Source organism: Prevotella communis (assembly GCF_022024115.1).
Taxonomy (GTDB): domain Bacteria; phylum Bacteroidota; class Bacteroidia; order Bacteroidales; family Bacteroidaceae; genus Prevotella; species Prevotella communis.
Genome location: NZ_CP091792.1, coordinates 1,972,021 through 1,990,050, shown reverse-complemented (window position 1 = coordinate 1,990,050; position 18,030 = coordinate 1,972,021). Strand labels below are relative to the sequence as shown.

At 52.8% G+C, this 18,030-nt stretch carries 12 protein-coding genes; 6 read left to right on the top strand and 6 right to left on the bottom strand.

Going from position 1 to position 18,030, the window contains the following annotated elements; all coding sequences use genetic code 11:
* The first annotated feature begins 32 nt into the window (after positions 1 to 32).
* Together L6468_RS08060 and L6468_RS08055 are read left to right on the top strand one after the other, a co-directional pair.
* Entirely contained in the window at positions 33 to 644 is a 612-nt protein-coding gene (locus L6468_RS08060; RefSeq protein WP_237792869.1) for a hypothetical protein, read from the top strand.
* A 33-nt stretch (positions 645 to 677) separates the two neighbouring features.
* Positions 678 to 3,173 (top strand): C10 family peptidase, encoded by a 2,496-nt coding sequence (locus tag L6468_RS08055; RefSeq protein ID WP_237792868.1) that lies wholly within the window; start codon positions 678 to 680, stop codon positions 3,171 to 3,173.
* 39 nt (positions 3,174 to 3,212) lie between these two features.
* Here L6468_RS08055 and L6468_RS08050 read toward each other — a convergent pair whose 3' ends face one another.
* Positions 3,213 to 4,646 (bottom strand): IS4 family transposase, encoded by a 1,434-nt coding sequence (locus L6468_RS08050; protein WP_431356549.1) that lies wholly within the window; start codon positions 4,644 to 4,646, stop codon positions 3,213 to 3,215.
* A gap of 172 nt (positions 4,647 to 4,818) precedes the next feature.
* Here L6468_RS08050 and L6468_RS08045 point away from each other — a divergent pair, with 172 nt between their 5' ends.
* From L6468_RS08045 to L6468_RS08030, 4 genes are read left to right on the top strand one after another with little or no spacing between them, the layout of a single operon-like run.
* Positions 4,819 to 5,475 carry a porin family protein gene (locus tag L6468_RS08045; RefSeq protein WP_237792866.1) on the top strand — a complete coding sequence of 219 codons (657 nt, stop codon included), beginning with the start codon at positions 4,819 to 4,821 and terminating at the stop codon, positions 5,473 to 5,475.
* A gap of 56 nt (positions 5,476 to 5,531) precedes the next feature.
* Entirely contained in the window at positions 5,532 to 6,851 is a 1,320-nt protein-coding gene (locus L6468_RS08040; RefSeq protein WP_237792865.1) for a S41 family peptidase, read from the top strand.
* A gap of 36 nt (positions 6,852 to 6,887) precedes the next feature.
* Complete coding sequence (locus L6468_RS08035) at positions 6,888 to 8,939, top strand: M13 family metallopeptidase (RefSeq protein WP_237792864.1); 2,052 nt, start codon at positions 6,888 to 6,890, stop codon at positions 8,937 to 8,939.
* A 27-nt stretch (positions 8,940 to 8,966) separates the two neighbouring features.
* The gene (locus L6468_RS08030; RefSeq protein ID WP_237792863.1) at positions 8,967 to 9,368 is read left to right on the top strand and encodes a hypothetical protein; all 402 of its coding nucleotides are present in this window, start codon (positions 8,967 to 8,969) and stop codon (positions 9,366 to 9,368) included.
* Positions 9,369 to 9,609: 241 nt separating this feature from the next.
* Here L6468_RS08030 and L6468_RS08025 read toward each other — a convergent pair whose 3' ends face one another.
* From L6468_RS08025 to L6468_RS08005, 5 genes are all read right to left on the bottom strand, one after another.
* Positions 9,610 to 12,900, bottom strand: a complete 3,291-nt coding sequence (locus tag L6468_RS08025; RefSeq protein WP_237796661.1) for a S41 family peptidase — start codon at positions 12,898 to 12,900, stop codon at positions 9,610 to 9,612.
* A 215-nt stretch (positions 12,901 to 13,115) separates the two neighbouring features.
* Positions 13,116 to 14,654, bottom strand: a complete 1,539-nt coding sequence (araA, locus tag L6468_RS08020) for an L-arabinose isomerase (protein WP_091818300.1) — start codon at positions 14,652 to 14,654, stop codon at positions 13,116 to 13,118.
* Between the two features lie 25 nt (positions 14,655 to 14,679).
* Complete coding sequence (locus L6468_RS08015; RefSeq protein ID WP_091818298.1) at positions 14,680 to 15,390, bottom strand: L-ribulose-5-phosphate 4-epimerase; 711 nt, start codon at positions 15,388 to 15,390, stop codon at positions 14,680 to 14,682.
* A gap of 5 nt (positions 15,391 to 15,395) precedes the next feature.
* Positions 15,396 to 16,070: an NUDIX hydrolase gene (locus L6468_RS08010; RefSeq protein ID WP_091818297.1), complete on the bottom strand. Its 675-nt coding sequence runs from the start codon at positions 16,068 to 16,070 to the stop codon at positions 15,396 to 15,398.
* Positions 16,071 to 16,083: 13 nt separating this feature from the next.
* Positions 16,084 to 18,030, bottom strand: a complete 1,947-nt coding sequence (locus tag L6468_RS08005; protein ID WP_091818294.1) for a sodium:solute symporter family transporter — start codon at positions 18,028 to 18,030, stop codon at positions 16,084 to 16,086.

Below are 18,030 nucleotides of genomic sequence, written 5' to 3'. Positions count from 1 at the left end.
TAAATGATAAACAAGTAAATAAACCTGTAATTATGAAGTATCTAAGCAACTTCCGAATGGCGATAGCAGCCGCCCTTTGCTGCTGGATGACAACAACCGTATTCACTGCCTGCGGCAACAAAGACAACATTGCAACGGGGGAGGTTCCTGCTGACTCTGCGGTCTTAGTGATTAACCTTGACTCAATCGTCATTAAGCCTTACCTGGCCTTTGGCTCGTCGATAGATGGCGTAGAGAATTATCTCAAGGAGACTTATACCGATTTTGTCGAGTGGGAGACCACGGACTTGGAGCCTTTCGATCAGGAAGAGGTTGACCGTTACTACTCAAAGGAGTATACCAAGGGCAACCGCAAGTTGGGCTTCTATTTTGCCAATATCGACGGAACCAGTCTCAGTCTTGTTTCATACGACTTCTTCTTTCCTATGCCGTTAGAACCAGTCATGGCCGAGTTGGAACGTCACGGTTTTGTGAACAAGGGCGAGATCCGCTTCGACGACTTCAACGCCGACATCACCTATATGTTTCTCTCTGCCGACGAGGCCATCGAGGTGCAGGTATCCTCTTGGAAGAAGGACGGTGGCAGCTGGGCCATCAGTTTCCAGCCGTTCGACCAGAACGACCTGAACCATCTTGTAAAGTAACAACATCAACCAATGTCTATAAAGTTATTAAAAATGAAAAAGATTCTATTGACGCTATTTGCCGTCTTTTTCTGCTGGGTGACAATCTACGCCCAACAGTTGACAGAGCAGGAAGCCATGGAGCGCGCCCTGCAGTACATCAACAGCAATAAGTCGTCGGCCAACGCCCGACGGATGGCTGCACCCGCCCTCAAGGGAAAGAAGAAGTTTACGCCTGCTAAAACCGAGGCCAGGAAAATCTATGCCTTCAATATGGAGGGTGGGGGCTACGTCATCGCCTCGGCCGACAGTCGCACCCTGCCCGTTTTGGGCTACAGTACCACTGGCACCATCGACTGGGATCAGATGCCTGAGAACATGCGCTCATGGCTGAAACAATATGACGAGACTATCGCCACACTGGGCCACCGCATGGACTTTAAGGACGGTGAGATGCGTAAGGCGGATGGAGAGCAGGTCAACAGACGTGCCAGCCGTTCTGCCGTGGAGCCTCTCATCAAGACCCACTGGGATCAGACAGCCCCCTATTGGGACCAGGTGCCTACCTACCAGGGACCGGATTTGAGTCTGCGCGGCAAGCAGTGCTACACGGGCTGTGTGGCTACTGCCATGGCGCAGGTCATGAACTACTGGCAGTGGCCCAATGCGGTGCCCGACGGACTGCCAGACTACAACTATGTTATTAAATATAACAAACAAAAATACACGTGGCATCTCGATGCCTTGTCGCCAACAACGTTCAGATGGGACCTGATGCTCAACGATTACCGGGTGTGGAACGAAGAGACCCAGCAGTACGACCAGTTGGGCACTGACGAACAGCGCAAGGCTGTGGCCACGCTGATGCGCTACTGCGGACAGTCTATCGAGATGATGTACAGTCCTGACGGCTCTGGTGCATATACCAGTGATGTTGCAAAGGCACTTTTCAATTACTTCGACTATAACACGCCCCAATACATCAGCCACGCGCGCTTCCCTAGTATTGATGAATGGGAGGAAATTATCTACAGCGAGTTGGCCGCAGGGCGTCCGATGGTCTATTGCGGCGCAAGCGATTTGGGCGGCCATTCCTTCGTGTGCGACGGCTACGACGGCAATGGACTGTTCCACATCAACTGGGGATGGGGTGGCCATGATGATGGCTATTTTTCGCTTGCCGTGCTCAATCCCTACAACAACACCAGTGCGGGCAGCGGCAGCAGCGGCATAGGATTCTGTATCGGTGAAGGCGCCGTCATCTATACCGACCCGCACATGGAGCAGCAGCCTTTGCTGCACCACGATTTCGGTAGCAGCTATTATCAGATTACGCCAATCCGTCTTCTCAAGAATAACATCGCAGTGTTTTACTATACATTCGATAAGACCTACAACGAGGTGGCCGACCACGCTTTAGGTGCCATCGACTCCGAAGGCAATCTCCACCCCTTGTTCATGGCCGATCCGAACGACAGCATCGTTTACTCATATATGGTTGAAGACTACAACTACTTCATGGTGGAAATTGACTCTACAATGTTTGCCCCCGGGCAGGGCATAATCCTCCATCCCATGCTGCGCTTCCGCCATCCTGGCGAACAGTGGCAGCTGATCCCCCCGACAGATTATAGCATGATAGCAGGCTGCGACAAGGATGGCCGCTTCCTTATGTACCTGAATGAGCAGAACTATGATTTGCACCCCACTGATGCAGACATCACCAAGGGCACCGGCCGACTGGGTGAGCGCAGCGACCTCACCATCCGCGTCCATAACAACGAGGCATCGGACTACATCGGCAACCTCTATCTTGAACCTGTCTACCTCGGCCGCATTAATCCAGAGGAGTATGGCACCGCTCCCGTTCTCGCAAGGGGTGAGAAGATGATATGCGGCGCCTATATCCCGGCCAATGGCGAGGCTGACGTCACCTTTAGCTTCGTTCCCGAATACGGCGGCATGGTGGCCCTCTGTGCTTACACCGATAACCATTACATCGGCGAACTGCCGCTCACACTCAACAATGACACGCTGGCCAACTACTTCCCCTATTTGGAGAACAAGAGCTATCTCTCGAAGGAGAACGGCCAGTGGTACTGGAACGTGGAGCTGGCCGACCGCACTGGTGTGAAGATGCCGCACTGGATTCCGTCACCGAATCTGCGCTTGTGTGTACGCCACTTTCTCAATGACAAACAAGTGAAGTTCGACAGAGTAACCGATGGCCTCTACGAATACCTCGCCGCCCTGCCAGACAACATCGGCACTGGCGACTATACCTTCACCTACCAGATGCCTGTTGAGGTAGACCAGCCAGGTGACTACTACTACGACTCCTACCTCGCCGAAGTGTTGAACAATGAGCTGGTCAGCTATTGCTGTGCCAAAGTTCACCGCTTCACCATCGACGATCCTACCAGCATTGAGGACGTGAAGAGCGAGGATGCCGCAGGCCCCGTGTTCGACCTTCAGGGACGTCTGCTCAGCGGTAAACCCACCCGCCGCGGTCTCTATATCCAGGGTAATAAGAAGATATTCGTCCGTTAAAAATAAGAATCTGAACTTTCGCAAGTGAATATTCATTCATCAAGCGACTAATTTATACATTTGATATAGCTTATGGAACTTAGGATTGGCATCAATAACCGCAGAAAGCAGTTCACTGGCATCGGCAGAGATCATCTCTGCGATTTCCAGGATGGTGTCCAATATAAGTTCCCATATCCTGTCCGAAGCGGACAGCTCGAGAGTGTTGCCAGTGGTATCACGGAAGAGCGCCCCGACGGTTTCGTAGGCTTCAAACCGCTTCACCGTGCAAAGTATGTTGTACTGCATCATGATCAGCGTAAAGCTGGCAATCTGTGCAGAGAAGTGTACGCTCTGACATCTGCCGAAGTCGAGCAGTTGCTTCTGGTCGTGATAAGCCACCTCGGTAGTCCAGCGGATAGCGTACGTCCTGTATGCTTTGAGAAAACTAAGCGAGAGGTCCGTAGTGAGCAATCCATTCCAAAGCCCATTCCTGCCTCGTTTCGAGAAGAACAAACGCACGGTGGTACCTGCAAACTTCACATCGATGGTGCAGTAGGTACATCTGAGTGTCCTGTTATGTTTGGTGAGACCCTGCTTCTGGAGCTTCTTGATAATCTGCTTAGCAGTCAAATCACCCCACTGGGTGTGGTATTTGGTTTTTCCAATCTTTATCATACCAATCAAATGACACTTGATGTGGCGGCTGGTAATCAGGCGAACGAAGTCTGCACTGGTAAACCAACTGTCAACCAGCAGATAGTCGAAACGTATTCCACGCTTGATAGCGTACTTCACCATCTCGATTGCCTTGTCAGTCTTCTTCATGGTGTATTCTTTTATGCGCTCCTCAACACATTGCCCCGTATAGTCGGCAGAGAAACGCTCACTGCGTTGCTTGTCCGTCAACCCTTGCTTCTTGTCAGGATTACTGCCTTCTTCACCATGAAGCGAGAAATCGAGAAACAATTGGCTCATGCCATCGCACAGAAGCAGCGTCAGACATTTGTAGCCGAGGATGCTCTTATGTTGGATATGAGAGAAAACCTTGCCGATAAGTTCACTCTTGCGACCACTCTTTGGAGCGTCTGTGTCATCGATAATCAGGCAGACAGGCTTGTCATGCTCAGCCTCGGTGCTACGGCTGATCTTACGCAGCAGCTGGAGGTTCATCGCATACAGCAGTTTGCGCCACTTGATATCACCATCATTCATAAAACGATAGAACATGTCCTTCTCACAACAGAACAAGCGGCTTAATGAAGAGCCAGAGTACCGGTATGCATTCCTGACGACGAAGAAAGGGAACAGCATCAAAAGATTAAGGACCTGCACGTTCGTGAACTTGCAGTTCTCTTTCTTCTCTGGCCCTATCTGCTCCGGACGTATGTTTATGCACTCCATCACTCTCATAATCGCATTAATTGCACGGTTATTCTCATTTTCTGAGAAAAAGCTTCTCAAATCTGAAATAATTGTTGTACCTTTGCTCACGGCTTCTAAGTTTGAACTTTATTGTTTGGCGACTATAAAGTTACTCATTTTCAGTGAGTTGAGCAAACTTCGAAGCCATTTTTATTCCTATTTTATGTTAAATTATGCAGGTGCGCCATCACTTGCGAAACTTTAGTAAGAATTTATGCAATCAATAAAAAATTTAAACCCGATGAAAAGAACCATTATTTTTCTGGCACTGATGCTGCCTTCGCTGGCCTTTGCCCAGTGGCGTGTGGGTGCCAACGTAGGAATGTCCTACAACCATCCTACCATTGACAAACAGTACATGACCGACCTTGTGTATAAGGACCGCAGTGGCGTGAACTTCGGTCTGATGGGACAGTACGACTTCAACGACTGGCTGGGTGTGCGTGCCGAACTGGACTGGACGCAGAAAAACTATCGTCAGACGCGTGTGGTTTACGACCAGCAGGACTACAAGTACACTAACAACTATCTCCTGATGCCCGTCATGGCATCGTTTGGCTTCGGCGGCGAGAAGCTCCGTGGCTTCTGCAACGTGGGTGTGTATGGCGGCTACTGGCTCAACAGCCATCGCAAAGGTACGGATTTTAATAATGTGTCTGACTATACCTACGACTTTGATGAGGATGTGGACTTCGACAACGACCGCGACCAGCGCTGGGACTGCGGCTTCGTGGGTGGCCTGGGACTGGAGTACCATTTTGCCCGTCACTGGGGTGCCCAGGTTGAGGCCCGCTACTACTACAGCACCACCAGCTTCCGCAAGGAGCAGCCTCACCTCAAGGACAAGCGCTACCACTCCACGCTGGGACTGCAAGCAGGAGTGATGTACTACTTTTAAGGGAATAGTGAAAAGTGAAAAGTGAAAAATTTGCTTCCGCAATTATGAATTACAATATGAAAAACAAGATAATGATTTTAGGAGCTATGCTCCTGCTGGTGATGGTCACCAGCTGTCGCGAAGAGAGCGACGCCCTGCAGAATTATGCCTTCAACGACGGACTGGCATTTGAAAAGGCACGAAAGAGTTTTGCCGGTAAGTTCAAGGTGCTATGGAAAGCCCTCGACCAGAACTATGGCATCTGGGACTATGAGCGTAGCCAGGGGGTTGACTGGGATGCCGTCTACGATGAGTACCTGCCTAAATACGAGGCCCTCGACCAGCGTAACGACGTCACGGACGAGGAGCTCCGCAAACTGCTCGATGAGACTGTGGCACCCCTGCACGATGGCCATTTCGTGGCTCAGATGCAGAACCATCTCACGGGTACTTTCGTTGCGGCCAGTCCCAGCTACACACGCAGCAAAGAACGCGATGACTTTGAGGCTACGCAGAATACCACGCACAACCTGAGTGCCTATCTCCCTGCTGCGTTTGGCGGCACGGGCAACCAGATCCTGGACTACAAGGAGGCCGATACCCATACTGCTGATGCGGGTGATTTTGGCATTACCGTGAAGTATGCCCTCTTCAAGGAGAATATTGCCTACCTCTATCTCGACGGTTTCAATCTCTCGCCCTATGTCGTTGACGAGTATCTGCAGGAGTTGTTCGGCCAGAAAGATGCCATCACACAGTTTCTTGCCCTGGGCGTGCAGCAGACATGGAAGGCGTGGTATGACAAGGTGCAGCAGCTCCATGCCAGCGGCCAGCTCAAGGGTGTCATCATCGACCTGCGCAACAATGGCGGCGGCATGCTCAACGACTTCCAATTCGTCCTGGGCAGCATGTTGCCCAGCGGAGGGTTCCAGGCAGGCTACTCGCGCTTCAAGCGTGGGGTGGGGCGCTACGACTACTCGCCGCTGTCGCCCTTCAAGGTGAAGACCCTTGAAACAGCCCACGAGACCATCACCGAACCGATTGTCGTGCTTGCCAACTGCGCCTCCGTCAGCATGGCCGAGATGACCACCTTGAGCTGTCAGAGCCTGCCCAACGGCACATTTATCGGCAAGCGCACCCATGGCGGCGTCTGCTCGCTCGTCACCGATCCCTTCGTCTACTATCAGAACTATGCCGGTGTCATTGGCCAGATGAACGTGACTCCCGTCTTCCTCTACATCCCCCAGATGGTCACCTTGACCAAGGATAAGCAGATCCTTGAGGGTGTAGGCGTCACTCCCGACATCGAGGTCGATTTCAATGTCTCCCTCTACACCACCACTGGTCGTGACACGCAGCTGGAGCGTGCCCTCCAGTTCTGCACCACTGGCAACTGATTTTTCTGCATGTAGGTGAAATAAAATATTTAGAGAATGAAGAAGATTTCCTATCTGATGGCAATGGCCATCGTGGTGCTGGGCTTCACCGCCTGCACCGACGACGATACCACGCAGCAGGGGCAGCAGCCGTCGGGCATCGACCTGTCAAACCTCGACACGTCAGTACGTCCTGGTGATGATTTCTATCAGTATGCCTGTGGCGGGTGGATGAAAAATCATCCGCTGCCCGCAGCCTATTCGCGCTACGGCAACTTTGAAAAGTTGTCAGAGGATAACCAGGCGCGCCTCAAGACTATCCTTGATGACCTGCAGACAGCTCACTTTGCCGAGGGCTCTACGGAGCAGAAACTGGCCGACCTCTACCGAATGGGCATGGACAGTCAGCGCCGCAACCAGCAGGGCGTGGAGCCGCTGATGGGCATTATCGGTCAGATGGAGCAGGCCACCACGGTGGAGCAGTTGTTCCAGATTCAGTTGCAACTGGTACCGGAGAACCTCTATGCATTCTTCTACACCAATTTTTCTGCCGACCCGAAGAACGCCACGCAGAATATACTGAAGGTGAAACAGGGTGGCATAGGGATGGGGCAGAAAGAGTACTACCTCAACACCGACGCCGCCACCACCGACATCCGCGAGGCCTACAAACAGACCATCGCCAAGATGTTCCAGCACTTCGGATTCACCGAACAGCAGGCTTCGCAGAAGATGGAGAACGTGATGCATACGGAGACCGAACTGGCCAAGGTGAGCCGCTCTCAGACCGAACTGCGCGACCCCGAGGCCAACTACAACAAGATGTCGCTGGCTCAGTTTAACGCTGCCTATCCCCATATCCAGCTGGAGAAACTGATGAGAGCCATTGACGTGCCGTCGGCTTATATTCAGGAGCTTGTGGTGGAACAGCCCGACTTCTTTGCCGGTGCCGACCAACTTTTGGCTGCGATGACTGCCGACGAGTACCGTGACTACATGGAGTGGACGGAAATCAAAGACTACGCCCAATGCCTTGACGACACCGCGGAGGCCATCTACTTCGACTTTTTCGGACGTGTGCTCACGGGACGTCAGCAGGACTATCCCCTGTGGCAGCGCGTCTCTTCTCAAATGGACTACCTGATGGGCGAGGCTATAGGCAAGTTGTTTGTCGAGAAGTATTTTCCTGCCGCCGCCAAGGAGCGCATGCTTGAGTTGGTCAGCAACCTGCAGGTGGCCCTTGCCCAGCGCATTGACGCACAGGATTGGATGAGTGCTGCCACCAAGGCCGCCGCCAAGGAGAAACTCGCCGCCTTCATCGTGAAGGTGGGCTATCCCGACAAGTGGACCGACATGAGCGCCTTGCACATCGACAACAGCAAGTCGTACGCTGAGAACGTCATGCTGTGTAAACGCTACTGGAATGCGGAGAATGTCAGGCGTAAGGCCGGCAACCCTGTGGATCCCACTGTATGGCAGTTGACGCCACAGACCGTCAACGCCTACTATAACCCCACCACCAACGAGATATGTTTCCCTGCCGGCATCCTGCAGCCGCCCTTCTTCGATCTGGAAGCCGACGATGCTGTCAACTATGGTGCCATCGGCGTGGTTATCGGCCACGAGATGACCCACGGCTTCGACGACCAGGGGCGTCTCTACGACCAGGACGGCAACTTGCGCGACTGGTGGACACCCGAAGATGCCGCGAAGTTCCGTGAGAAGGCCGATATGTATGCCGACTTCTTCGATGCTATCGAGGTGCTGCCTGGTCTGCATGCCAACGGGCGCATGACGCTGGGTGAGAACCTGGCCGACCATGGTGGCCTGCAGGTGGCATGGACGGCCTACAAGAACGCCGTTAAGACGCTGCCCGCCATCGACGGATTCACTGCCGACCAGCGTTTCTTCTTGTCATACACCAATGTCTGGGCGCAAAACATCACCGATGCCGGGTTGCGTCACCTCACCATCATCGATGTTCACTCCCAGGGCCGCTGGCGCATCAATGGTGCCCTGCCTCATATCGACGCCTGGTACGAGGCCTTCGGCATCAAGGAGGGCGACAAGCTCTTCATCCCCAAGGAGAAGCGGTTGCAGTTATGGTAAGTCTATAAAAAAATAATGCATATGAAATTGAGAAAAGTTGGAATACTGTTGGTCACTATCTTCCTGTGCTGCCCTATGGCGATGGCACAGACATCCCCCGCCATCTCATGGAAGCATGCAGACCACTTTCCCAAGCTCCCGCCTTTGACCGTTGAATTTGACATAAGCCTGTATCACCGTTCCAAGCCGCATCTGATGCAGATGTCCTTAGACAGCAAGCAGGATAAGGACACCGCCAGTTGCCAGTCGGTTATTCTTCGTCACAAGGAGCAGAAAATGGAGTCTCAATATCATTTCAAGTATCGTCCTGATTACTCGAAGATGGTTGATAACTTTAAGGGCGTGCGTGACAGGATTGTCAGGGAAAGAAGACAGAAAGAGGGGATACCCTTGCCGCCGCCGCATCCTTATCTTATGCGAAACAAATAACATAAATCTTTCATTATATATAACATTCACTGTGAGAGGTGTCTCACTCATTAGCTTAGAAAGAGCGTTCTTCGTGAGAAGGGCGCTCTTTGTTTGATTTTACTGCAGAAAAGAGGTTTAAAAAATGGGAAAAGTGTTAATAAAAAAATAGGGCTGTTACCCGGTTGGTAGCAGCCCTATTTTTTTTATTCATGCCACAGCATTTTTATGTGAGGAATGCCGTCGAGTATGAATGGTTCGATTACAGTTGTTTGAGCAACTCGCGCACAGCGGCTTCCAACTGCAGGTCAACACCCTTGACAACGGTCTCGGGCTTGTTGAGCACGGGCACGTCGGGCTCCAGCTGGGTGTTCTCCAGATAGGTGCCGTCGGGCAGCTGATAGCCAATTACAGGCACACCGAAAATGAGCGTGGGGTCTTGCATGGTCTCCCAGTTGACCGAACTCATAGTGCCTGGCACGGGCGCACCCACCAGTTTGCCAATCTTCTGATGACTATATACCCAAGGTGTGCCATGGGCATTACTGTAGTTGCCCTCGGCCTGAAGCATGATGCTAGGGTGATTATAGCGACGGCTGGGCATGTCGCACACCTCACGACCTCTGATAACCTGCGTGAAGTACTTATGACCAGAGAACAGGATTTCGATGTCCTCGTGCAGACGGCCACCACCATTATGACGGGTGTCGATGACGATACCCTCCTTGAGGTTGTACTTGCCCAGAATGTCGGAATAGACATCACGGAAGCTGGCATCGTCCATACCCTCGATATGCACATAGCCCAGGCGACCGTTTGACAGGCGCTCTACCTCGGCAGCACGACTCTTGATCCAGCGCTTGTAGAGTAGGGCAGACTGTTCAGACTGGCTGATAGGCAGTACTACCTCGTCCCAGGTGCCGGCATTGCCCTTGAGACTCACGAGCGTCTTCTTGCCACGACAGAGGTTGAGCAGTTGGGCCAGATCGGTATCCTTGGTCAGAGGCTGTCCGTTGATGGCCGTGACGACATCGCCCACCTTCACCTTGCTGCTGGCCTTGCTGAAGGGACCACCTTCGAGAATGGCCGTAATCTTCAGACCGTCGGTAGCCTCGGTGAGGTCGTAGAGCAGACCCAACTGGGCTGTGGCGTCGCCATTGGCAGCAGGGCGGAAACGGCCACCTGTATGACTCACATTCAGTTCGCCAAGCAACTCGCTGAGCAGCTCGGCAAAGTCGTAGTTGTTAGCAATATGTGGCAAGAAGCGTGCATAGTTTTTCACCATGAGGTCCCAGTCGCAGCCATTATAGTCGGTGCGGAAAATCTTCTTGTTGATTTGCTTGGCCACATGGCGCAACAGATACTCGCGCTCGGCAGCGAGGTCGAGTTTCATCTGCGCATCGTAGGCAATAGTCGTCATCTTGTCGCCCTTCTCAATCTTCTTCATGCTGCTGCCCAAAGAATAGAGGTTGCCGTCCTTATCCATCTGGAGCACACCGCTGCCACCCTTGCTCAGCAGCTTGGTCTCGTGCTTGCGCAGGTCCATCTTCCACAGGTCGGGCGCACCCTCGAAAGCAGCGAAGTAGTAGAGGCTCTCGCCATCCTTGCTCACGATGGCATCGCCCAGGCGACTGCTGTTGGGCGTGAGGCGCACGATGCGGTCTTCGATGCCCTCGAACTCAATCTTGAGCGTCTTCACAGAGTCGGCATCAGCCTTCTTGTCGTCCTTCTTGTTCTTACTTTTCTTATCAACTTTCTTGTCGGCATCGGCCTTCTTCTCGGGCTTAGCCTTCTCCAGCTCCTTGAGCAGGGCATAGTCCTCGGGCGACAGGCGATAACGGTCGTAGGCATCCTGTGTGAGGAACGCCAGGAACACGTCCTCCTGACTGCCCCACGAGGCATGACTGCGCATGCCGTAGCGCTCGCTTTCGAACATGATAGCCTTGCCATCCATCACCCAACGGGGGCGACCACTCATATAGCCGCTCTGCGTGATGGGGTGGATCTCGCCACCCTCGGCACTCACAATGCCCTGGTCGGTATAGGGGTCGCGCTTGTTGGCTATATAGCTCAGCACGAACCACTTGCCATCGGGACTCCATTCATAGTCGAAGCCACCGTCCTGACGGTACCACTTGCTGCCATCGGTGACCTGCGTCACCTTCTTGGTCTTCAGGTCGACCACCTTCAGTTTGATGCGGTCCTCGATGAATGCCAGTTTTGTGCCGTCGGGGCTATACTTAGGATACTGGCGCTCTACTTGCGAGAAGTCGAGCTTACCATTGAGTTGCAGGGCTGGCAGTTCGGGGAACACGCTCTCTTCTTTAATCAGCGTGGCATTGGCAAAGTTGAGGTCTTCCTTGCGCACGATGCTAGCCGTATAGAGTTGCCAGTTGCCATTGCGCTCAGAGGCATAGACGATGGTGCGCCCATCGGGGGCGAAGTCCACATCGGCCTCGGCACCAGCTGTCTGAGAGATGCGACGGGTGGTGGCATACTCGGTGCTGGTGACAAACACCTCGCCACGGGCTACGAAGGCCACCTGCTTACCATCACGGCTCACCACAGCCTGGCGCGCACCACTGGTGAAGGTGAGGTCGGAGATGACGGGTTCGTCGTCGCGTGTCAGCGTGATGCTGAGCTTCTGAGGCTGTGAGCCGTTCTTCTGCGTATAGATCTCACCATTATAGGTATAGCACAGCAATCCATTGCGGGCTGCACTGAGGAAACGCACGGGATGGGTCTTGAAAGTAGTGACGGCAACGGGCTGCTGACCGTTATTTGCACCAGTATTCAGGGCATACACATTCATGCTGCCACCATTGCGTTCGCTGAGAAAGTGGAGCGTCTTGCCATCGGCACTGGCCACGGGGTTGCGGTCTTCACCGGCATGGGCCGTGATATTGGTGTGCTGACCGCTCTTGGCATCGTAGAACCACACATCGCGTGTAATAGAAGAGGTGTGGTGTTTGCGCCACTCGTCCTCGTAGCCCTTACGGTCCTGATAATAGAAGCTCTTGCCATCGGCAGCGAAACTGAGCATCTCGGCAGGGGTGCCCAGCACCTGGAGGGTGCGACCGCCCTTCGCGGGTACCTTATATAATTCGGGCAGGGTGTTGTCGGGGAACATCACACTCGCTGCAGGGTCCTGAATGGCTGCTCCAAAGAGCACCCACTTGCCGTCGGGCGAGAAAGCCTGGGGCACCTCGGCCACACTGTTGTAGGTGAGACGGGTGGCCGAACCGCCATCGGCAGACATGGTGAAGATGTCGAGATTGCCGTGACGGTCGCTGGCAAAGGCAATCTGCTTGCCATCGGCACTCCAAACGGGCGAGCATTCATAACTGTCGTGTGTGGTGAGTTGCACGGCTGTGCCACCTTTTGTAGATACTTTGTAGATGTCGCCCTTATAGCAGAACAGCACCTGCTGTCCGTCGGGGCTCACCATCACATCTCGCAACCATAGGGGCGTAAACGCCTGACTCGCACTGGCTTGTACCGACGAGCCTGCCATTACTGCCACCATCATGGCAGTACGCATCCATTTCTTCATAGTCTTTTTCATTTTGTATATAGTCTTTTTCGTTTAGTCTCTAAAAAACTCATCAATCAATGAGACTACAAAATTACATATAATCTGCGACTTTTCTACATGTTTATGCAATTTTTAACATCACAATAGCCCACAAAAAAAGAGCCTTCACCATGGCGGCCTGGCAACGAGGGAGTTGCAGCGCAGGTGAAGGCTCTATTGATAGGGTAATCAGATTAACGGAGTGCCTTGTTCAGCATGTAGTAAACCTCGTTGTTGCGGAGGGTCTGCTTGAAGTCGGCAATATTTGTCTGCTTATTGATTTTCACATACTCAATGCCAAGCATCTCGGCGAAGTCTTCCCAGTACTCCTCGTTGATATCGTAAGAGAAAGCACTGTGGTGAGTACCACCAGCCAGGATCCATGCGGCAGCGCCAACCTCGAAGCTGGGCTGGGGAATCCACAGGGCAGAAGCCACGGGGAGCTTAGGCATGGGCTTGGGCTCGATGCACTCTACCTCCTGAGAAATCAGGCGGAAGCGGTTGCCAAGGTCCACAACGGTGGCCTTGATACCTGCACCGGTCTTTGAGGTGAACACCAGACGGGCGGTCTGCTGCTTGCGGATACCGATGCCGAGGAAGTGAACCTCGAGCTTGGGCTTGTCGGTAGCGATGAGAGGACAAACCTCGAGCATGTGGCTCTGCAGGCATGAGCTCTTGTCGCCGGCGAAGTTGAGGGTGTAGTCCTCCAGGAATGAGCAGCCGGTAGGCATGCCCTGCTGGATGATGTAAAGGGTGCGATAGAGGCAGGCTGTCTTCCAGTCGCCCTCGGCACCAAAACCGATACCCTCGGCCATCAGGCGCTGTGAAGCCAGACCGGGAATCTGGTCGAAGCCGCAGAAGTTGGGATCGTCGATATTGGCATCACCCAGGTCGTCGAAGTTGGTGGTGAAGGCTGTAGCGCCCTCGTCCTTCAGTACGCGGCGCAGGGCAATCTCGGCCTTGGCAGCATTCTTCACCTTCTCCCAGTAAACCTGTTCACCGCTCTCGTCGATCTTGATGGTGTAGAGTTTCTTATACTCCTCAACAAGCTCGTCGGCCTCCTTGTCGGTAACTTGCTTGAAGTACTCCATCAGAGATGATACGGGGTAGTAGTCCACATGGTAGCCCAGGCGCTGCTCGAACTCCACGCGGTCGCCATCGGTCACGGCCACATTGTTCATGTTCATACCGAACATCAGACAGCGTACGTTGTGAGCATCAGCAACACCAGCTGCTACGCGAGCCCATACGGCAATCTGCTTCTGGGCCTTCTCATCCTTCCAGTAACCGCAAACCACCTTGCGGGCTACACGCATGCGAGTGCAGATATGTCCGAACTCGATGTCGCCGTGAGCACTCTGGTTGAGGTTCATGAAGTCCATGTCGATGTCGCTCCAGGGTATCTCGGCGTTATACTGTGTGTGGAAGTGGCACAGGGGCTTCTGCAGCTGCTGCAGACCCTTGATCCACATCTTGGCGGGAGAGAAGGTGTGCATCCATGTGATGATACCTACGCACTTGGCGTCGTTATTGGCAGCGAGCATGATCTGCTCCACCTCCTTAGAGCTGTTGGCTGTACCTTTATATACAATCTTCACGGGGATATTGCCGCTCTTGTTCAGACCGTCTACCATCTCCTTTGAGTGGCCGTCAACAGCTACAACGGCATCGCCTCCGTAGAGAAGCTGAGCACCTGTGACCCACCAAATTTCTAAATTTTCAAATGCTTTCATTTCTTAGTATTGATGTTAGTTATAATTAGTGTTTCTGTCCCTTCTGACCATAGTAGGCATTGGGACCGTGTTTACGCATATAGTGCTTCTCAACCAACAGAGGGTTCATGGTGAGGTTGGGATTCACGCTGAGGGCTACGAAAGCCATCTTGGCGCACTGCTCCATCACCTTGGCGTTGTAAACGGCATTGTCGGGAGAGGTACCCCATGAGAACGGACCGTGGTTCTTCACGAGCACAGCAGGTGTGTGGTCGGGATTAATCTTACGGATGTTCAGGATCTCGTCTACGATGACATTACCGGTCTCCAACTCGTACTGACCCTTCACCTCGGCCTCGGTCATATCGCGGGTGCAGGGGATATCCTTGTAGAAATAGTCGGCATGGGTGGTGCCGATATTGGGGATGTCCTTACCTGCCTGAGCGAAGGCTGTGGCATAGGTAGAGTGGGTGTGAACCACGCCCTGGATGTTGGGGAATGCCTTATAGAGAACAAGGTGGGTAGGGGTGTCGCTTGAGGGGTTGAGGTCGCCTTCAACAACCTTGCCGCTCTCGAGGTCGACAACAACCATATCCTCTGCCTTCATCTCGTCGTAGCTCACGCCACTGGGTTTGATGACAACGAGACCTTTCTCGCGGTCGATACCAGAGACATTGCCCCAGGTAAAGATAACGAGGCCCTGCTTCACCAGGTCCAGATTGGCCTTGAATACTTTCTGTTTCAGTTCTTCTAACATAGTGATTATAATTTAAAATTAGAGTCTTCGTTGAACGCCTTATTATTAAAGCGGTATAAGGCGGCACCACGTTTCGATGATTTCTTATCAATCAGATTGGTCTTCTCGATGAAGTCCATTTCCTTGATACGCTTGCGGAAGTTGCGCTTGTCGACTTCCTCGCCAACCACAGCTTCATAAAGGGTTTGCAACTGCGTGAGGGTGAACAGCTGAGGCAGTAGACGGAAGCTGATAGGTGCCGTCTTGATCTTCTGACGCATGATGCGCAGAGCCTGGTCCACCATCAGGTTGTGGTCGGAATAGAGGGTGGGGATGCTATTGATGTCAATCCATTCCACACCGTGCTCCTTGCGCACCTTCTCGTCGTAGTCCTTCACGTTAATCAAGGCGTAGTACGCGATAGATATCACACGTTCTCCGGGGTCGCGATCTATACTACCAAAGGCGCCTACCTGACGCATGTACAGGTTGTCGAGGCCTGTGAGATCGCGAAGGGTGCGCTTAGCAGCTTCGTCGATGCTCTCGTCGGCAGAGACGAAGCCTCCGTAGAGGCTCCATTCTCCGCGTCCGGGATCCATCTGGCGACGGCCAACGAGCACCTTCAGCTTCTTCTCGTCGAAACCGAAGATGATGACGTCGACCGACACCCAGACTTTCGAATATTCTTTATAATAGGTCATAGCTAGTTTCTGATTACCACAGGGCAATGTAAAGAATGGTTAAGATAATGATCACACCGAATGCACCGATGTTGAAAGTGCGGTCGGTCTGGAAGATCTTGAGGTCGATAGCTACAAGTTTTGGATCCTGTACCTTGTCCAAAGCATTTGAACGGAGGTAGATACCGATGGTTGCAGTGATGGCTGCAAAGAAGATCATGGCACCCTCGAAGCCCAGCATGTGCATAGTCTCGTTGAAGAAACCACCGATGCAGAGAGCCAGTGAGATGGCTGCAACGATAAACATGACATGGCTCCAGAACAGCTGGGTCTTGACGGTGTGCTCGTCGAGTTCGTCAGCAGGTACAGACTTCTTGCTCTTCAGTGAAATCCATACGAAGAGGATAACCAGTGTGATGAACACAACACCTGAACGTACGAGGAACGGCATGTCGGGGAAGGCAAACTTGTAGATGATAGAGAAGGCGAAGGTTCCGATGGCGCAGACAACGGCAGCTGTACCGCTGGCACGCTTCCACAACAGACCCAAGCCGAAGATAACTACTACACCAGGATATACGAAGGCTGAATACTCCTGGATGAACTGGAAGGCCTGGTCGATACCACCCATCAGGGGATATACGGCAATCAGGGCGATGATCAGAGCGCATACAGAGGTGAGACGTCCAACGGTAACCAACTTCTTCTCAGAGGCAGTCTTGTTGATGAACTGCTTGTAGATATCCATCGTGAAGAGGGTAGAGGTAGAGTTGAACATTGAAGCCAGTGAAGAGATAACGGCTGCGGCAAGAGCTGCGAATGACAGACCCTTGACAACCGTAGGTGTGAAGTTACGGATCAGGAAGGGATATGCATCGTCTGAACGGCCGATAGAACCAGCCAGCGTAGCACGCAGGTCGGCACACTCAGGAGCGTTCATGATATAGAATGCACATACACCGGGGATACATACGATGAAGGGAATCAAAATCTTCAGGAAGGCAGCGAATACCATACCCTTCTTAGCCTCGTCGAGTGACTTGGCAGCCAGACCCTTCTGGATGATGTACTGGTTGAAACCCCAGTAACCCAGGTTGGTGAGCCACAGGGCACCGAAGATCAGCACGATACCAGGATTGGTGAAGAAGGGGTCGTCCTGAACCACAGGATAAGCCTCGGCATTACGCGTCACCACCAGGTTGAAGTGCGTATCTGCAGGATCCTGTGCCAGATAGTCCTTGATATGTACCAGTGTGTCCCAGGCACCACCGATACCCATCTCGCCACCGATGAATGAGAGGGCAGCATAGGCAGTAATCAGACCACCACCAACGAGGAAGGTCACCTGCATCACGTCGGTCCATGCCACAGAAGCCAGACCACCGTAGATAGAGTATACACCGGCAATGATAAACAGAGACAGGATGATGACCATACGAACCTGGTCGATCTCCATGCCTGCTACCATGATGGTCATGTCGGTAGGCAAGCCCAGGATCTGCTGGATAGCCAGTGCACCGAGCCATGCTACTGATGTGAGGTTAACGAATACATAGAGGAACAGCCACAGCAGGGAGAAGGCAAAGCCTACACCCCAGTTGTAGCGCTCGCGCAGGAACTGAGGAATGGTGAAAATCTTCTTCTCAATCATCAGTGGGAGCAGGTACTTACCCACAACGAGCAGTGTGGCAGCAGCCATCAGCTCGTAGGCAGCGGGAGCGATACCAGATGCAAAGGCAGAACCCGACATACCGATGAACTGTTCTGCAGAGATATTTGCTGCAATCAGTGATGCACCGACAGCCCACCATGTCAGGGTGTTACCTGCCAGGAAGTAGTCGGTTGATGATTTCTCTTCGCCTTTCTTGGTACGTGACAGGAACAGTCCCATACCAACAAGGATGATGATGTAGATGACGAAGACCATGTAGTCCTGCCATGCGAAGCCATTGTTGCTTAACGCCTGAATAATCTTATCCAT

Excerpts from the sequence above, each read along its gene's own strand:
- L6468_RS08015 (WP_091818298.1), bottom strand. The coding sequence starts at position 15,390 with ATGTTAGAAGAACTGAAACAGAAAGTATTCAAGGCCAATCTGGACCTG.
- L6468_RS08010 (WP_091818297.1), bottom strand. The coding sequence starts at position 16,070 with ATGACCTATTATAAAGAATATTCGAAAGTCTGGGTGTCGGTCGACGTC.
- L6468_RS08060 (WP_237792869.1), top strand. The coding sequence starts at position 33 with ATGAAGTATCTAAGCAACTTCCGAATGGCGATAGCAGCCGCCCTTTGC.
- L6468_RS08055 (WP_237792868.1), top strand. The coding sequence starts at position 678 with ATGAAAAAGATTCTATTGACGCTATTTGCCGTCTTTTTCTGCTGGGTG.
- L6468_RS08035 (WP_237792864.1), top strand. The coding sequence starts at position 6,888 with ATGAAGAAGATTTCCTATCTGATGGCAATGGCCATCGTGGTGCTGGGC.
- L6468_RS08040 (WP_237792865.1), top strand. The coding sequence starts at position 5,532 with ATGAAAAACAAGATAATGATTTTAGGAGCTATGCTCCTGCTGGTGATG.
- L6468_RS08045 (WP_237792866.1), top strand. The coding sequence starts at position 4,819 with ATGAAAAGAACCATTATTTTTCTGGCACTGATGCTGCCTTCGCTGGCC.
- L6468_RS08025 (WP_237796661.1), bottom strand. The coding sequence starts at position 12,900 with ATGAAGAAATGGATGCGTACTGCCATGATGGTGGCAGTAATGGCAGGC.
- L6468_RS08005 (WP_091818294.1), bottom strand. The coding sequence starts at position 18,030 with ATGGATAAGATTATTCAGGCGTTAAGCAACAATGGCTTCGCATGGCAG.
- araA (WP_091818300.1), bottom strand. The coding sequence starts at position 14,654 with ATGAAAGCATTTGAAAATTTAGAAATTTGGTGGGTCACAGGTGCTCAG.